General features: G+C 67.1%; 15 protein-coding genes. 7 read left to right on the forward strand and 8 right to left on the reverse strand.

The features are described from left to right. Position 1: 1 nt before the first annotated feature. A complete protein-coding gene (gene purF / locus OXR60_RS12450) occupies positions 2 to 1,459 on the reverse strand; it encodes an amidophosphoribosyltransferase (protein ID WP_267396232.1) in 1,458 nt (485 codons plus the stop codon). Positions 1,460 to 1,604: 145 nt separating this feature from the next. Here purF and OXR60_RS12455 point away from each other — a divergent pair, with 145 nt between their 5' ends. The 5 genes from OXR60_RS12455 to OXR60_RS12475 are packed head-to-tail and all read left to right on the forward strand — an operon-like array spanning position 1,605 to position 5,059. Then, positions 1,605 to 1,856 (forward strand): Rho termination factor, encoded by a 252-nt coding sequence (locus OXR60_RS12455; protein ID WP_267396233.1) that lies wholly within the window; start codon positions 1,605 to 1,607, stop codon positions 1,854 to 1,856. A 59-nt stretch (positions 1,857 to 1,915) separates the two neighbouring features. Further along, on the forward strand, positions 1,916 to 2,275 hold the full coding sequence (gene hisI / locus OXR60_RS12460) for a phosphoribosyl-AMP cyclohydrolase (protein ID WP_267396234.1): 360 nt from the start codon (positions 1,916 to 1,918) through the stop codon (positions 2,273 to 2,275). After that, entirely contained in the window at positions 2,272 to 2,772 is a 501-nt protein-coding gene (locus OXR60_RS12465) for a hypothetical protein (RefSeq protein ID WP_267396235.1), read from the forward strand. Before hisI ends, OXR60_RS12465 begins: the two co-directional genes overlap by 4 nt. A gap of 30 nt (positions 2,773 to 2,802) precedes the next feature. Next, the gene (locus tag OXR60_RS12470; protein WP_267396236.1) at positions 2,803 to 3,228 is read left to right on the forward strand and encodes a MerR family DNA-binding transcriptional regulator; all 426 of its coding nucleotides are present in this window, start codon (positions 2,803 to 2,805) and stop codon (positions 3,226 to 3,228) included. 4 nt (positions 3,229 to 3,232) lie between these two features. Then, entirely contained in the window at positions 3,233 to 5,059 is a 1,827-nt protein-coding gene (locus tag OXR60_RS12475; protein ID WP_267396237.1) for an acyl-CoA dehydrogenase C-terminal domain-containing protein, read from the forward strand. Between the two features lie 232 nt (positions 5,060 to 5,291). On the opposite strand, the gene OXR60_RS12480 is transcribed toward OXR60_RS12475, so the two are convergent. From OXR60_RS12480 to OXR60_RS12490, 3 genes are read right to left on the reverse strand one after another with little or no spacing between them, the layout of a single operon-like run. Next, on the reverse strand, positions 5,292 to 6,662 hold the full coding sequence (locus tag OXR60_RS12480; RefSeq protein ID WP_267396238.1) for a cell wall hydrolase: 1,371 nt from the start codon (positions 6,660 to 6,662) through the stop codon (positions 5,292 to 5,294). Next, positions 6,659 to 7,579 (reverse strand): cysteine synthase A, encoded by a 921-nt coding sequence (gene cysK / locus OXR60_RS12485; RefSeq protein ID WP_267396239.1) that lies wholly within the window; start codon positions 7,577 to 7,579, stop codon positions 6,659 to 6,661. The genes OXR60_RS12480 and cysK overlap by 4 nt, the downstream gene beginning before the upstream one ends. After that, positions 7,576 to 8,889, reverse strand: coding sequence for an MFS transporter (locus OXR60_RS12490; RefSeq protein ID WP_267396240.1), 1,314 nt, complete (start codon positions 8,887 to 8,889; stop codon positions 7,576 to 7,578). The genes cysK and OXR60_RS12490 overlap by 4 nt, the downstream gene beginning before the upstream one ends. Before the next feature lie 235 nt (positions 8,890 to 9,124). Between OXR60_RS12490 and pdhA the strand changes: the two genes are divergently transcribed. Together pdhA and OXR60_RS12500 are read left to right on the forward strand one after the other, a co-directional pair. After that, complete coding sequence (gene pdhA, locus OXR60_RS12495) at positions 9,125 to 10,159, forward strand: pyruvate dehydrogenase (acetyl-transferring) E1 component subunit alpha (protein WP_267396268.1); 1,035 nt, start codon at positions 9,125 to 9,127, stop codon at positions 10,157 to 10,159. After that, entirely contained in the window at positions 10,159 to 11,577 is a 1,419-nt protein-coding gene (locus OXR60_RS12500) for a pyruvate dehydrogenase complex E1 component subunit beta (protein ID WP_267396241.1), read from the forward strand. The genes pdhA and OXR60_RS12500 overlap by 1 nt, the downstream gene beginning before the upstream one ends. Before the next feature lie 100 nt (positions 11,578 to 11,677). Here OXR60_RS12500 and OXR60_RS12505 read toward each other — a convergent pair whose 3' ends face one another. From OXR60_RS12505 to OXR60_RS12520, 4 genes are all read right to left on the reverse strand, one after another. Continuing rightward, positions 11,678 to 12,382 (reverse strand): TadE family protein, encoded by a 705-nt coding sequence (locus tag OXR60_RS12505; RefSeq protein ID WP_267396242.1) that lies wholly within the window; start codon positions 12,380 to 12,382, stop codon positions 11,678 to 11,680. Then, the gene (locus OXR60_RS12510; RefSeq protein WP_267396243.1) at positions 12,373 to 12,747 is read right to left on the reverse strand and encodes a hypothetical protein; all 375 of its coding nucleotides are present in this window, start codon (positions 12,745 to 12,747) and stop codon (positions 12,373 to 12,375) included. Before OXR60_RS12510 ends, OXR60_RS12505 begins: the two co-directional genes overlap by 10 nt. Before the next feature lie 105 nt (positions 12,748 to 12,852). After that, a complete protein-coding gene (locus tag OXR60_RS12515; protein WP_267396244.1) occupies positions 12,853 to 12,963 on the reverse strand; it encodes a TadE/TadG family type IV pilus assembly protein in 111 nt (36 codons plus the stop codon). 116 nt (positions 12,964 to 13,079) lie between these two features. Beyond that, entirely contained in the window at positions 13,080 to 15,029 is a 1,950-nt protein-coding gene (locus tag OXR60_RS12520) for a TadE/TadG family type IV pilus assembly protein (protein WP_267396245.1), read from the reverse strand. Positions 15,030 to 15,100: the final 71 nt, after the last annotated feature.

A 15,100-nucleotide genomic window follows, 5' to 3' on the forward strand; every position in this document is an offset into this window, starting at 1 on the left:
GTCAGATCACGCGCTCGGCGAGCATCTGGAACTGGTCGACCGGCGAGGTGTCGTCATGATCGGTCAGCGTCGTCGGATAGTCGCCGGTGAAGCAGGCGTCGCAATATTTGGGGCGGATCTCGGCGCGGCGGGCTTCGCCGAGCGCCTTGTAGAGGCCGTCGATCGAGACGAATTCGAGGCTGTCGGCATGGATGAAGTCGGTCATCCCGCCGAGATCGAGCTTGGCGGCGAGCAGCTTCGCGCGCTCGGGGGTGTCGACGCCGTAGAAGCAGCTATGCCGCGTCGGCGGGGAAGCGATGCGCATATGGATCTCCGCCGCACCGGCATCGCGCATCATCTGCACGATCTTGAGACTGGTGGTGCCGCGCACGATCGAATCATCGATGAGGATGATGCGCTTGCCCTTGATCAGCGCACGATTGGCATTGTGCTTGAGCTTGACGCCGAGGTGGCGGACCTTGTCGCCCGGCTGGATGAAGGTGCGGCCGACATAATGCGAGCGGATGATGCCGAGCTCGAACGGGATGCCCGATTGCTGGGCATAGCCGATCGCCGCGGGCACGCCCGAATCGGGCACCGGGATGACCAGATCGGCCTCGACCGGCGATTCGATCGCGAGCTGGGCACCGATCGCCTTGCGCACCGTGTAGATCGACTGATCGCCCGCGATCGAGTCGGGGCGCGAGAAATAGACCCATTCGAAGATGCACGGCCGCGGCGCCATCGGCGCGAACGGGCGAATCGAGCGGACCTCGTCGCCCTGGACGATGACGAGTTCGCCGGGCTCGATCTGGCGCTCGAAGGTGGCGCCGCAGACGTCGAGCGCGACGGTTTCGGAGGCGAAGATCACCGCGCCATCCAGCCGGCCCATCACCAGCGGGCGAATGCCAAGCGGATCGCGGCAGCCGATCATGCCCTCGGGCGTCATTACCACCAGCGCATAGGCGCCCTCAATCTGCTTCAGCGCATCGATGAAGCGATCGAGCAGGGTGCGATAGTTGGAGGTGGCGACGAGATGGATGATCGTCTCGGTGTCGCTGGTCGACTGGAAGATCGAGCCGCGGCGGATCAGCTCGCGGCGCAGCTTCATCGCATTGGAGATGTTGCCGTTGTGCGCGACCGCGAAGCCGCCGCTAGCGAGCTCGGCATAGAGCGGCTGGACGTTGCGCAGCGCCGTTTCGCCGGTGGTGGAATAACGGACGTGGCCGACGGCATGGTCGCCGGGCAGCGCACGGATGACGTCGTCGCGGTCGAAGTTGCCGGCGACATGACCCATCGCGCGATGGGTGTGGAAATGGTGGCCGTCGAAGCTGGTGATGCCGGCCGCCTCCTGGCCCCGGTGCTGCAGCGCGTGGAGGCCCAGCGCCACGAGCGCGGCGGCGCTGTCGCTACCGGAGACACCGAATACCCCGCACTCTTCGCGGAGTTTGTCGTCGTCGAACGGATGAGTAGTCAGCATGGCAGGGCTCACGTGATGCGGGGCGGCAGGTGGGGCGTGCGAGGCGCCATATAGGCACCGCGGGCGGATTTGTCGCGTGTTTGTCACAGGAAAACGAACCCATCCGTCTCATCGCGGGTTTTTGCACCCCGGAAGGAGAGAGCTCATGGCCAAGGATCACGGTCCGCAGATCAAGGATGACGCGCTGTACGAAGAGCTGCGCAGCCAAGGCAATTCGGCGGAAAAGGCGGCCCGGATCGCCAACGCCAAGGCCAATGGCTCGCTCGATCACCGCAGCACCAAGCTGGACGAGCGCAGCAAGGCGGACCTGCTGGCGGAGGCGCGCACGATCGGGATCGCCGGGCGCTCCAAGCTGGACAAGGCGGGCCTTGCAAAGGCGATCCGGGACCACAAGTAGAAGGAGCCGGGACCAGCGGCGGCGCTTCCGTCGCGGCGGCGGTCGGGATAGGGAGCGTCATGGCCGATCCCCGCGAAACCGAACTTGTCCTCGATCCCAAATATGACACCGCCGGGCTGATCACCGCGGTGGTGACCGACCGGGCCGGTGCGCTGCTGATGGTCGCGCACATGAACGCCGAGGCGTTGGTCATTACCAGGGCGAGCGGCGAGGCGACCTTCTGGTCGCGCAGCCGCGCCCGGCTGTGGAAGAAGGGCGAAACCTCGGGCAACGTGCTGCGCGTGGTCGAGATGCGGATCGACTGCGACCAGGATGCGCTGTGGGTGATCGCCGACCCCGCCGGCCCCGCCTGCCACACCGGCGCGGCGAGCTGCTTCTATCGCCGGCTGGAGGGGGACGCGCTCGTGCCGGTGCCATGAGGCGCAGCGCGATCATCGCGGCGCTAATGCTGGCGGCGTGCGGCGACCAGCCCGCGGCGGTGGATCGCTCGCCCGGCGCGCAGCTGGAGCAGGCGGCGCGAGCGGCAGGGATTGTCGCCGATCCGGCGCACGCGAGCCTTGTCGGCTCCTGGGCGCGCGAGACCGACCGGATGTGCGTGGTGCCTGCCGCCGCCGGCGACAGCCGCAATCTCCGGCTCGGCGTGCTGATCGATTATGGCGAGGGCCAGGGCTGCGTCGCATCGGGGACCGCGCGGCAACATGGCGACAAGGTGGCGGTGAGCCTCGGCGGCTGCCGGTTTGATGCCCCGTTCGACGGCGAGCGGCTGAGCTTTCCCGCCGAATTGCCCGCCGCCTGCGACGCGCTCTGCACCGGTCGCGCAACGCTGTCGGCGGTGTCGGTGGAACGTCTCAGCGCCTCCGTATCCGAGGCGGAGACGCTGCGCGCGCCCAGCGGCAAGCCGCTCTGCACAGGTTGACGTTGACGTAAAGGTCAGGTAGTTCGGGCCATGGCCACGTCACCTGCTTATGCCGTGATCGACCCTCGCGACGATCGCGAGTCGTTCTCCATATCCGACCTGTCCGCGGAGTTCGACGTCACCGCGCGGGCGCTGCGTTTCTACGAGGATGAGGGGCTGATCGCGCCCGAGCGCCGCGGCACCCAGCGGATCTATTCGCACCGCGATCGCGCGCGGCTCGCCTGGATCCTGCGCGGCAAGCGGGTGGGCTTCAGCCTTGGCGAGATTCGCGAGATGATCGATCTCTACGATCTCGGCGATGGCCGCCGCGCCCAGCGCCAGACCGCGATCGACCGGTGCCGCGCGCGGGTGGAAACGCTCGAGCGGCAGAAGCACGACATCGATGCCGCGATCACCGAACTGACCGAATTCGTGGACCTGCTCGAAGCAGGCCGCGCCCAAGACGAGAGAGGATAAACCCATGCCGAGCTATACGCCCCCTGTCCGCGATACCCGCTTCGTGCTCGAGCATGTCGTCGGCCTCGAGCGCCATGCCAATGTGCCGGGCTTCGAGGCGGCGACTCCCGACGTGGTCGATGCGGTGCTGGAGGAAGGCGGCCGCTTCGTCGCCGAGGTGCTGTTCCCGCTCAACCTGTCGGGCGACCAGCAGGGCTGCACGCGCCACGACGACGGCACCGTCACCACGCCCGACGGCTTCAAGGAAGCCTATCAGCAATATGTCGAGAGCGGCTGGGCGACGCTCGGCAACCAGCCCGAGCATGGCGGCCAGGGCATGCCGCACGTCGTGTCGACGGCGTTCCAGGAATATATGATCTCGTCCAACATGGCCTTCGCCATGTACCCGGGGCTGACCCATGGCGCGATCGCGGCGCTGGTGGCGCAGGGCTCGGCCGAGCAGCAGGCGCTCTACGTGCCCAAGATGGTGTCGGGCGAATGGGGCGGGACCATGAACCTCACCGAACCGCAATGCGGCACCGATCTGGGCCTGATCCGCACGAAGGCCGAGCCGCAGGCCGATGGCTCCTATGCGATCACCGGGACCAAGATCTTCATCTCGGCGGGCGAGCATGACCTGACCGACAACATCATCCATCTGGTGCTGGCGAAGACGCCGGGCGCGCCCGACAGCTCGAAGGGCATCTCGCTGTTCGTGGTGCCCAAGGTGCTGGTCAATGACGACGGCAGCCTCGGCGCGCGCAACGCGGTGAGCTGCGGGTCGATCGAGCACAAGATGGGCATCCACGCCAACTCGACCTGCGTGATGAACTATGATGCGGCCAAGGGCTGGCTGGTCGGCGAGGAGATGAAGGGCCTCGCCGCGATGTTCATCATGATGAATGCGGCGCGGCTGGGCGTCGGCCTGCAGGGCCTGGGTATCGCCGAGGTCGCCTATCAGAATGCGGTGATCTATGCCGGCGACCGCCGCCAGGGCCGCGCGCTGACCGGGCCCAAGGAGCCGAGCGAGAAGGCCGATCCGTTGTTCGTCCACCCCGACATCCGCCGCATGCTGATGGAGGGCAAGGCCTGGACCGAGGGGCTGCGCGCGCTTTGCCTGTGGGGTGCGCTCCAGGTCGATCTCGAGCATCGCGCGGTCGACGAGGACGAGCGGCAGATGGCCGCCGATCTGATCGGGCTGCTGACCCCGGTGATCAAGGGCGTCGGCACCGACAAGGGCTATGAGATCGCGACCAATGCGCAGCAGGTCTATGGCGGCCACGGCTATATCGCCGAATGGGGCATGGAACAGTATGTCCGCGATGCGCGGATCGCGATGATCTACGAGGGCACCAATGGCGTGCAGGCGATGGATCTGGTCGGCCGCAAGCTCGCCCAGAAGGGCGGCCGCGCGGTGCAGGCGTTCTTCGCGATCGTCGCCGAGGAGGCGGCGGCGGGCAAGGACGACGAGGCGACCGCCGCCATCGCGACGGGGCTGGAAAAGGCGCTCGGCCAGCTGCAGGCGGCGACGATGTGGTTCATGGCCAATGGCATGCAGAACCCCGACCATGTCGGCGCCGGCGCAGTGAGCTACATGCATCTGATGGGGATCGTCGCGGTCGGGCTGATGTGGCTGCGGATGGCGCGGGCGGCGGCGGCGCTGAAGGCGGGCGGTGAGGGTAATGACGGGGGCGACGGCCAGTTCAGCGCCGGGTTCCTCGACGCCAAGCTGGTGACAGCGCGCTTCTTCGCCGAGCGGATCATGCCCGATGCCGGCGCGCTGCGGCGCAAGATCGAGGGCGGCGCGGACTCGCTGATGGCGCTGCCGCCGGAGATGTTTCGGGCGGCGTGAGCCCGGCGCCGAGGCTAGGGACTCGATGCTGGCGAAGGGCGGATCGCATAACCTCCGCCCGTTCGTGTTGAGCCTGTCGAAGCAGCTGGCGACCCAGGTCCTTCGACAGGCTCAGGGCGAACGGAGGAGGGGGGCGCCGACACATCCCGCCGTTCGTGCTGAGCCTGTCGAAGCAGCTTGAGGCTCACGCGTATCTACAAGCTCAGGGCGAACGGGGGAGAGCGGGCGCAGGCTAGTCGGTGCCGCCGATCGGTAGCCTGGAAGGCGCGCGGCGGATGATCGTCGAGCGGCGTTCCTTGGCAGGGGCGTCGGTCTTCGCCGGCGCGGGTGTCTCGGCGGTCGCGGTCTTGCGGCGCACGCCGTCGAGCACCGCCGGGCCATCGGCGGGTGTTGCCGTCGCCATCGGCGTCGCTGCGGCAACCGGCACCGCGGTGACCAGCACCTGCTGCTTCATGCACTGGCTGCGGTCGGGCCGGCGGACCTGCTGGCAGTTCCACAGCGCCTTGTCGACGCCGGTGGCCCGGTCGCGCAGATAGCTGAAGGTCATCGCCGCGATCTGGGCGGGCTCGAGCGGCAGCGCGGTCGGGGTCGCCGCCGGATCCGCCCAGGCGGAATATTTGCACGACGGCCGCTCGCCGCACGCCTGCTTGGCGAGCGCGGGATAGCCCTCGGCAAGCGTGCCGCGCGGGATGGTCACGAGGAAGCTCGCATTGTCGCTCGCCACCGGGGTCGGCGCGGCGCCGGTGACGGTCGCCACCTCGGTCAGGGCCGCCGCGGCCTCTTCGAGCGCGGCGCCGGTCTTGTGCGCGTCGGACAGGACGCCGAGCTGCGCGATCACCGGCTCATGGGGATCGACATGGCGGTTGAACGCCGGCGGCGTGCCCCACCAGCCGCTCCAGCGGAAGAACAGATGGGTGTGGACCGCGGCGATCTTGTCGAGGCTCGACTGCCAATAGGGCACCACCCAGTCGGTATGGTAATGGGTTGCATAGCCGACCGGTGCGTAGACCGATCCGGCGAGGGCCAGCGTCGCCACCTCGCGGGCGCGGCGCCAACCGGCATCCGACGGCTTCCACCGGGTCAGCGCGCCGTCGCAGGAGAAGGTGAACTGGCAGCCGGTGCTGCGCTCGGCACCCTCGAACACCACGCCGCACACCGTCTTGGGGAAGGCGGGATGGCGCAGCCGGTTGAGGATCACCTGCGCCACCGCGCGCTCGCCGGTGGCATCGTCGCCGGCCTCGTAGATCACGCCGGCGGCGAGGCAGTCGGTGGCGCGGGCGCGTTCCTCGTCGCTGCCGATGAAGCGGAACGGGCGCGCCGCCGGATTGGGCTCGGTCGAGAACGGGACCTCGGCATTGTAGGCGCGGGCATCGTCGGGGCTGAGGTCGACGAAGGCGACCGGCTCCACCGCCGGCACCTCGGCGGCCGGCACCACCCGCGGCGGCGGCAGCACCACGCGGGGCCGATGGCGGTGCGGCATCGCCGGCGCATGGGTGACGACATAGGCCGGCACCGCGATCGCGGCGACCGCGGTCGCGAGGAGGATCGCGCGCAGCCCCCCGGTGACGGTGGCAGGGCTGCGCGCCAGGGCAAGAGCGCTCACTGCTCGGGCAGGAAGTCCGGCACCGACAGATAGCGCTCGCCGGTATCGTAGTTGAAGCCGAGCACGCGGACGCCATCGGGCAGGTCGGGCAGCTTCTGGAGGATCGCGGCGAGCGTCGCGCCCGACGAGATGCCGACCAGCAGGCCCTCCTCGGTCGCCGAGCGGCGCGCCATGTCCTTGGCGACCGCGGCGTCGACCTCGATTACGCCGTCGATCGCCTGGGTGTGCAGGTTCTTGGGGATGAAGCCCGCGCCGATCCCCTGGATCGGATGCGGCCCCGGCTGGCCGCCGGCGATCACCGGCGAGGCGGCGGGCTCGACCGCGAACACCTTGAGGTTGGGCCAGCTCTTCTTGAGAGTCTCGGCGACGCCGGTGATGTGGCCGCCGGTGCCGACGCCGGTAATCAGCACGTCGATCGGCGAGTCGGCAAAATCGGCGAGGATCTCCTGCGCGGTGGTGCGGACGTGGACGTCGATGTTGGCCGGGTTCTCGAACTGTTGCGGCATCCACGCATCGGGCGTCTGCTCGACCAGCTCGATCGCACGCTCGATCGCGCCCTTCATGCCCTTTTCGCGCGGGGTGAGATCGAAGGTGGCGCCATAAGCGAGCATCAGCCGGCGCCGCTCGAGCGACATCGATTCGGGCATGACGAGGACGAGCTTATAGCCCTTCACCGCGGCGACCATGGCAAGGCCGACGCCGGTGTTGCCGCTGGTCGGCTCGATGATCGTGCCGCCCGGCTTGAGATCGCCGGCGGCTTCCGCCGCCTCGATCATCGCGAGCGCGATGCGGTCCTTGATCGAGCCGCCGGGGTTCGCCCGCTCGGACTTGATCCAGACTTCGGAGTTGGGGAACAGCCGCTGGATGCGGATGTGCGGGGTGTTGCCGATGGTCTCAAGGACAGTGGTGGCCTTCATCGTGCTTGCTCCGTTTCCTTGATGTCGATGGGGTTGAGCTTGGGCTGGTCGGGGATCGGATCGATCAACGTCGGGGGCGGATCGAAGGTCCGTGCGTTGCGCAGCGACGGGAACAGGAAGGTCCAGATCAGGGTGACGAGCACCGCGCCGCCGCCGCCGACCAGCACCGCACCGACGGGGCCCAACGCGGCGGCGAGGAAGCCCGATTCGGCCTCGCCGAGCTCGTTGGACGCCGAGATGGTGAGCTGCGAGGCGGCGCCGACCCGGCCGCGCATCGTGTCGGGCGTGTAGAGCTGGATCAGTGACTGGCGGATGTAGACCGAGAACATGTCGGCGGCGCCGGCGAGCGCGAGCGCGGCGAGGCTGAGCGGCAGCCAGGTGGAGATGCCGAACATCATCGTCGCGAGGCCATAGACGACGACCGCGCCGAGCATCTTGGGGCCGACATTCGTCTTCAGCGGCCGGATTGAGAAGAAGGTCGCGGTCAGCATCGCGCCGACCCCGGGGGCGCCGGCGAGCGCGCTGAGGCCGCCTTCGCCGACCTTGAGGATGTCGGCAGCGTAGATCGGCAGCAGCGCGGTGGTGCCGGCAAGGAACACCGCGAACAGATCGAGCGTGATCGCGCCGAGCACCAGCTTGTTGCGGCCCACATAGACGAGGCCCTCGACGATTTGGCGGAGCGGGTGAGCCTTGCCGGGGGTAATGCTGCGCGCCACCGGGCCGATCAGGAACATCGCGACCGCGGCAAGCGCGAACAGGCCGCTGGCAAGGGAATAGGCGAGGCCCGGCGAGTGGCCATAGGCATAACCGATCAGCGCCGGGCCGACGATCGCGCCGACCTGCCACGAGGTGGAGCTGAGCGCGATCGCGGTCGGCAGCACCTCGCGCGGCACCAGATTGGGAGCAAGCGCGCCGAGCGCCGGGCCGGCGAAGGCGCGGGCGAGCCCCAGCGCCACCGCGACCGAGAAGATCACCGGCAGGCCGATCGTGCCCTGATAGGTGGTCACTGCCAGCACCAGCGCGCAGGCGAGCTGCAGCGAAATCGTGAGCCGCGCGATCCAGCGCCGATCGAACCGGTCCGCCACCCAGCCGGTGATCGGCGTCGACAGGAACAGCGGCAGGAACTGGAGCAGGCCGATCAGCCCCAGTTGCGCGGCGGCCTGCGACGGGGTCATCGTCCGCTTGGCGATCGCGTAGGTCTGCCAGCCGATGATGATGATCATGCCATTCTGGGCCAGCGTCATCGACAGGCGCGCGGCCCAATAGGCACGGAAGTTGGCGATCCGGAACGGATGCGGAGCGTGGGTCATCGGCGCCGGCTTTGGCGCGGGGGCGGGCAAAGGGCAACAAACTTGGCGTTTGCGGCGGTGAGGGGGAACGACGGGGCAAGGAATAACGGCGGCATTCCATCCGGTTGTGCGCCAACGGACTGTCCCGAAACCAACCGTAACGGCGAACCGGCATACCGGGGAATTGATGTTGCGGGCGAACCGGGCCTATAGGCGCCACATCTCCCCAGGACCTCCGAGGTAACCCGTGGCCAAAATGCCCGTCCGTACTGCCGAACCGCCTGCGCCCAACCGCGAGCGCCCGAACGAGCCCAGGCCGTTCGACGCCACCCGCGACGATCTGCTCAAATTTTACAAGGACATGCTCCTGATCCGCCGCTTCGAGGAGAAGGCGGGCCAGCTCTACGGGCTCGGCTTCATCGGCGGCTTCTGCCATCTCTATATCGGCCAGGAAGCGGTCGCGGTGGGCCTCCAGTCGGCGCTCGACGGCGACAAGGACTCGGTGATCACCGGTTACCGCGATCACGGTCACATGCTCGCCTACGGCATCGACCCCAAGGTGATCATGGCCGAGCTGACCGGGCGCGAGGCCGGCATCAGCCGCGGCAAGGGCGGCTCGATGCACATGTTCTCCACCGAGCATAAGTTCTACGGCGGCCACGGCATCGTCGGCGCGCAGGTGAGCCTGGGCACGGGCCTCGCCTTCAAGCACAAGTACAGCAACGACGGTGGCGTCTGCATGGCCTATTTCGGCGATGGCGCGTCGAACCAGGGCCAGGTGTACGAGAGCTTCAACATGGCCGAGCTGTGGAAGCTGCCGATCGTCTATGTGATCGAGAACAACCAATATGCGATGGGCACGAGCGTCAACCGCTCGTCCGCCGAGGACCAGCTCTATCGCCGCGGCGAGAGCTTCCGCATTCCCGGCATCCAGGTGGACGGCATGGACGTGCTCGCCTGCCGCGGTGCCGCCGAGGAGGCGCTCGCCTGGGTGCGCGCCGGCAAGGGCCCGATCATCCTCGAGATGAAGACCTACCGCTATCGCGGCCACTCGATGTCCGACCCCGCCAAGTATCGCAGCCGCGAGGAAGTGCAGGCGGTGCGCGACAAGTCCGACCCCATCGAGTTCGTCAAGAAGTTGCTCGACGAGCAGGGCGTCAAGGAAGACGAGCTCAAGAAAATCGAACAGGAGATCCGCAAGGTCGTGAACGAAGCTGCCGATTTCGCCGAGAGCACGCCCGAGCCCAACCCGGCCGAGCTGTATACCGACGTCCTGGTGGAGTCCTACTGATGGCGATCGAGATCAAGATGCCCGCGCTGTCGCCGACGATGGAGGAAGGCACGCTGGCCAAGTGGCTCGTCAAGGAAGGCGACACCGTCAAGTCCGGCGACATCATGGCCGAGATCGAGACCGACAAGGCGACGATGGAGTTCGAAGCCGTCGACGAGGGCACGATCGGCAAGATTACCGTCGCCGAAGGCACCGATAACGTGAAGGTCGGCACCGTGATCGCGACGCTGCTCGAGGACGGCGAGAGCGCCGACTCGGCCGCTGCCGCGCCGGCCAAGGCCCCTGAGGCTGCGGCGCCGGCGCCGACGCCGTCGGACCAGAATACCGAAGTGCAGACCGACGCGCCCAAGGCGCAGGAAACCGGCACCACCCAGCTCGTCGCCGCGGCGGAAAAGCCGGGCAAGGCCGATCCGGCGATCCCGGCCGGCACCGAGATGGTCAAGCTCACCGTTCGCGAGGCGCTGCGCGACGCAATGGCCGAAGAGATGCGCGCCGACGACCGCGTGTTCGTGATGGGCGAGGAAGTCGCGCAATATCAGGGCGCGTACAAGGTTACCCAGGGGCTGCTCGAGGAGTTCGGCGAGCGCCGCGTGATCGACACGCCGATCACCGAATATGGCTTCGCCGGGATCGGCACCGGCGCGGCGATGGGCGGGCTCAAGCCGATCGTCGAGTTCATGACGTTCAACTTCGCGATGCAGGCGATCGACCACATCATCAACTCGGCCGCCAAGACCAACTATATGTCGGGCGGCCAGATGCGCTGCCCGATGGTGTTCCGCGGTCCCAACGGCGCGGCGAGCCGCGTCGGCGCGCAGCACAGCCAGAATTACGCGCCCTGGTATGCGAGCGTCCCCGGCCTGATCGTGATCGCGCCCTATGACGCGGCCGATGCCAAGGGCCTGCTGAAGGCGGCGATCCGCTCGGAGGACCCGGTGGTGTTCCTCGAGAACGAGCTGATGTACGGCCGCAGCTTCGAGGTGCCCAAGCTCGACGACTACGTGCTGCCGATCGGCAAGGCGCGGATCATGCGCGAGGGCAAGGACATCACCTTGGTAAGCTATTCGATCGGCGTCGGGCTCGCGCTCGAAGCCGCCGAGAAGCTCGCCGCCGAGGGCGTCGATGCCGAGGTGATCGACCTGCGCACGCTGCGCCCGCTCGACAAGCAGACGGTACTTGCAAGCCTCAAGAAGACCAATCGCCTGGTGGTGGTTGAAGAGGGCTGGCCGACCTGCTCGATCGCGTCGGAGATCACCGCGATCGTGATGGAGGAAGGCTTCGACGACCTCGACGCGCCGGTGCTGCGCGTCGCCAACGAGGACGTGCCGCTGCCTTATGCCGCCAACCTCGAGAAGCTCGCGCTGATAACCGCCGACAAGGTGATCGCGACGGTGCGCAAGATCATCCCCAAGGGGTGATCCACCGCCGAGCTTGAAGGTGCGAAGGGCGCGGGCAGCGAAGGCTACCGCGCCCTTCTTGTTGGTAGCCGCTTTGCCTACCCGAAGGTGGTTGCGCCGATCAGGTCGCCGACAGGTGATTGTTGTCGCAGAGCCGCTGGTTGGCAGTCGCGATGGCGGTGTTGTTGGTCAGGGTCTGCTGCGCGCGATCGCGCACCGGGAAGGTTTGCGTCGCATGGAGGTCGCGCTGGGCCATGAACGCCGGCGCGATCAGCGGATGATAGGTATAGGTGATCTCCGCGGTGATCAGCGCGCCATTGGGGGTGGGTACGGTGCCTTCCGCCACGTTGGTCGCCAGCCCGCCCGGCTTGACGCCGTAAGGAATGGCGGCGGTGGTCGCACCGGTCCCGGCGACGCCATAGTTGGAGGTGGTGCTCTTGGCGCCGAAGCAGCGCTGCCAGTCGATCTTGTAGCCGGCCTTGTTGCCGGTCTGGCCATTGGCCTGCAGGCTGGAGATGATCACCCGGCCGTAATTGCCGAACTTGATCCCCGAGCCGGCGAAGCGCATCCCGGTCATGATCTCGTTGATGTCGGTGTCGTCGATCGAGCTGCGGACGCGCGCGGCGTTGTCCGCTGCCAGCATCGCCAGCTGGTTCACCCGCAGCACAGTGATGGCGAGATTGGCGACCTCGGTGCCGGCGAGCGCAATCGTAAGCAGCAGCGGTAGCGCATAGGCAAATTCGATCAGCGCGAGCCCGGAGTGGTCGGTACCGACACGCCGGGCGAGGGCGGCGGCGCGCGCGATGCCGTGAAGGGTCACGAGCATCGGATCACGACCTGCTGGGCACCATAAGGCTGGTTGCGGATCAGCGTGCGCGTCGTGGCGACGACATTGGCGCCCCAGCCGATCCGCGAGGTGAAGCCGAACTGCCGCGGCGCGGTCGCGGTGACGGTGTAATAGACGATGTCGTCCGCGGTGCCGAGACCGCTGCCGCCACCGCCGGTGGCATCGTAATGGCCGTTGCCGTTGCGGTCTTCGTAGCAGTCGGTGCTGTTGTAGACGCCGACGGGCGCGGTATCGCCGGTGATCCGCTCGCCGCCGCCGACGCTGGAGAAGTTGTAATAGTTGAGCGGGGTCACCGAGATCGCATCGGGATCGTCGCGCACCGAGAGCGGCAGGATGGCGCGCACCTCGTTTCTGATCAACGTGACGATCTGTGCCTGGGTGCGGTTGCCGACCGTCGCCTGGCGCGCCGCGCGCTCGACCGCGCCGGTGACGGTGGCCCGCAGATAGGCCTAATAGCCCAGATCCATGCCGCCCATCAGCAGCAGCAGGAACGGGATCATGACGATGGCGAATTCAACGGCGGCGGCGCCGCGCTGGTCTTGGACGAGGGCGCGGTTCATTGCGAGAGCCTGAGACCGCCGATGGTCTGGGCGATCGCCTGGAAGCGGGCCTTGAGCTCGGCCGCGTTGTTCGACAGCGACCAATGATTGCTGTCGCTGGCGCATTCCTGCAGCTCCTAGGGCATAGTGGTGATGCCAAAGCCGACCACCCAGACGGTGAAGCCCTTCCCCTTCATGGCGTTGCAGATCATGCTGACGCGGCGGCGGTGGATATCTGTCAGCCCGTTCTGATCGGTCCCGGACGCGGCGACGCGACCCTCGAGGTTGTTGATCCCCCAGGCATCGTTGTTGTTGGTCCTGATTTCGAGTGTGCCATCGGTCATGAACACGATGTGCCGCGAGATCTGATAGCCGCCGGGACCTGTCGAATCGGCATTGGTCGCCGAAAAAATGCCGTCCGGCGACAGGAAACGCGCGCCCCAGATCAGCCCGATGTCGTGGGTCGTGAAACCGCCCGGCGCGAGTGCATCGACATAGCTGGTGAACGCGGCCGACGACTTGGTGCTGCTGACGTAATCGGAGGTGTATTGGGTGAGGGGGCTCGCCTGACGCGGGCAGGCGGCGTAATTGCTGCTTAACCAGCCCGAACTGCGGCCGAGCCAGTTGCCGCCGGCATCATATTGGATGTCGCGGAGGAACGGCTTCCACCTGGTGTCGGCGGAATTGGGCTTGAGATCGATCTGCAGGTCGTAGGCATCCGACGGAATGCTCAGCGACGACGTCGCGGTGATACCGCTGTTGGTGCGTGCCTCCTCGATGCAGCCGCCCCAGCCGACGGTGGTCGGCGCACCATCGGCATTGGGATTGGTGCCCGTGTAATAGCCGGACCAATAGGCCGGGTTGGTCATGGTGCCGTTCTGCACCACCGGCGACACGTCGATGTCGTTCCTGAGCACATATTCCCATCGCACGAACCGGTCGCGGACGGCCCAATTGACGGCACGGGTCGTGGTGGACGCGGTCGTCGTCGTATACGGGCCTGTGGTGTATTGGAGCTGGCACGTCCCCGTGGGATTGCTGCCGTTGCCGGTCTTCGTCCATTTGTATCGGTAGATGGTTCCGGTCTTGTTTTGCGTCGTGGTGTAAGAGCTGGTCTGGGTCGTGGTCGGGTAGCTCACCGCGTCCCTTCCGCTCAAGGCTGGTGCTGAGGCGGGATTGCTGCTCGTGGGGTTTGTCGTTGGCACCGTTTTCTGGTTGCAGGCGTCTTGCGTGATGTTCGTGTAGCTTGGCTGAGCGCTGCCGACGGCCTGGTTCTGGTTGCTCCAGCTGCCCGTGGTGGCGTTGGTCGCTGTGCCATTAGTGGGCGTGGTTTCGGGGCCGTATGACTCGATGTAGTTTTCGGGCGTGGTCACGGCACGGCGGGACCGATAGGACGGCTTCTCCGATCCGGCTCCCCCAGCGATGTAGCTCGGGCTGATTCCCTGCACGATCTTGCCGACGTTGACGTTGCTCGAATAGGGCATGAAGCCGTAGCGGATCCGCCCCGGGCCGCTTGCCGCGCCGGCGCCGAGCGCCGAGAAAAAGTCCTTCACCGCCTGCTTGAGCCCGTCGATCTTCGACACAGCGTCGCTGCCGGTGGTCTGGGCCATCGACCCGGTGACATCGAGCACGAACATGACGTCGGTATTGGGGATCAGCAGCGTCGACTGGCAGGTGACACTCAGCGTCTTATTGCCCATCCCGAACATGTGCATGATCGTCATCGGCATGCTGAGCGAGGCCCGGCCGTTGACGACGCCGACGTCGCCACGGGTGAAGACCGCGTTGATCGCGGTGGCCGAGTAGGTGCCGTCGGGGAAGTTGAAGGCGAAGAACTTCTTGGCTGTCTTCTGTTCGCTTTCAGCCAGAACGTTGACGTCGTTCATCGCGCGCCGCCCGGCGAGCGCGCCGGCGTCGCATGCCTGCTGCAGGCGGGTCTTGGCCATGTACAACCGGCTGAGATCAATTGCGCCGCCGATCATCGCCATCATCGGCACCAGCGCCGCCGCCGATAGGGCCAGGACGTTGCCACGCCGGTCGCGCGCCAGCCGGGTCAATCGTGGAGCATGGCGCGTAGGTCGGATCACGGCGGTAGATCTTTCAGTGGCGTTGGGGATTCCAACACCATCGGTGGCTACTCGCCGGCGGCGATAATTGC

The sequence above is a fragment of the Sphingomonas sp. GC_Shp_5 genome, assembly GCF_026540855.1.
Lineage (GTDB): Bacteria > Pseudomonadota > Alphaproteobacteria > Sphingomonadales > Sphingomonadaceae > Sphingomonas.

What these genes read in the sequence shown, in the direction of transcription:
- purF (WP_267396232.1), bottom strand. Translation starts at nt 1,459, where the DNA reads ATGCTGACTACTCATCCGTTCGACGACGACAAACTCCGCGAAGAGTGC.
- OXR60_RS12455 (WP_267396233.1), top strand. Translation starts at nt 1,605, where the DNA reads ATGGCCAAGGATCACGGTCCGCAGATCAAGGATGACGCGCTGTACGAA.
- hisI (WP_267396234.1), top strand. Translation starts at nt 1,916, where the DNA reads ATGGCCGATCCCCGCGAAACCGAACTTGTCCTCGATCCCAAATATGAC.
- OXR60_RS12465 (WP_267396235.1), top strand. Translation starts at nt 2,272, where the DNA reads ATGAGGCGCAGCGCGATCATCGCGGCGCTAATGCTGGCGGCGTGCGGC.
- OXR60_RS12470 (WP_267396236.1), top strand. Translation starts at nt 2,803, where the DNA reads ATGGCCACGTCACCTGCTTATGCCGTGATCGACCCTCGCGACGATCGC.
- OXR60_RS12475 (WP_267396237.1), top strand. Translation starts at nt 3,233, where the DNA reads ATGCCGAGCTATACGCCCCCTGTCCGCGATACCCGCTTCGTGCTCGAG.
- cysK (WP_267396239.1), bottom strand. Translation starts at nt 7,579, where the DNA reads ATGAAGGCCACCACTGTCCTTGAGACCATCGGCAACACCCCGCACATC.
- OXR60_RS12490 (WP_267396240.1), bottom strand. Translation starts at nt 8,889, where the DNA reads ATGACCCACGCTCCGCATCCGTTCCGGATCGCCAACTTCCGTGCCTAT.
- pdhA (WP_267396268.1), top strand. Translation starts at nt 9,125, where the DNA reads ATGCCCGTCCGTACTGCCGAACCGCCTGCGCCCAACCGCGAGCGCCCG.
- OXR60_RS12500 (WP_267396241.1), top strand. Translation starts at nt 10,159, where the DNA reads ATGGCGATCGAGATCAAGATGCCCGCGCTGTCGCCGACGATGGAGGAA.
- OXR60_RS12505 (WP_267396242.1), bottom strand. Translation starts at nt 12,382, where the DNA reads ATGCTCGTGACCCTTCACGGCATCGCGCGCGCCGCCGCCCTCGCCCGG.
- OXR60_RS12515 (WP_267396244.1), bottom strand. Translation starts at nt 12,963, where the DNA reads ATGAACCGCGCCCTCGTCCAAGACCAGCGCGGCGCCGCCGCCGTTGAA.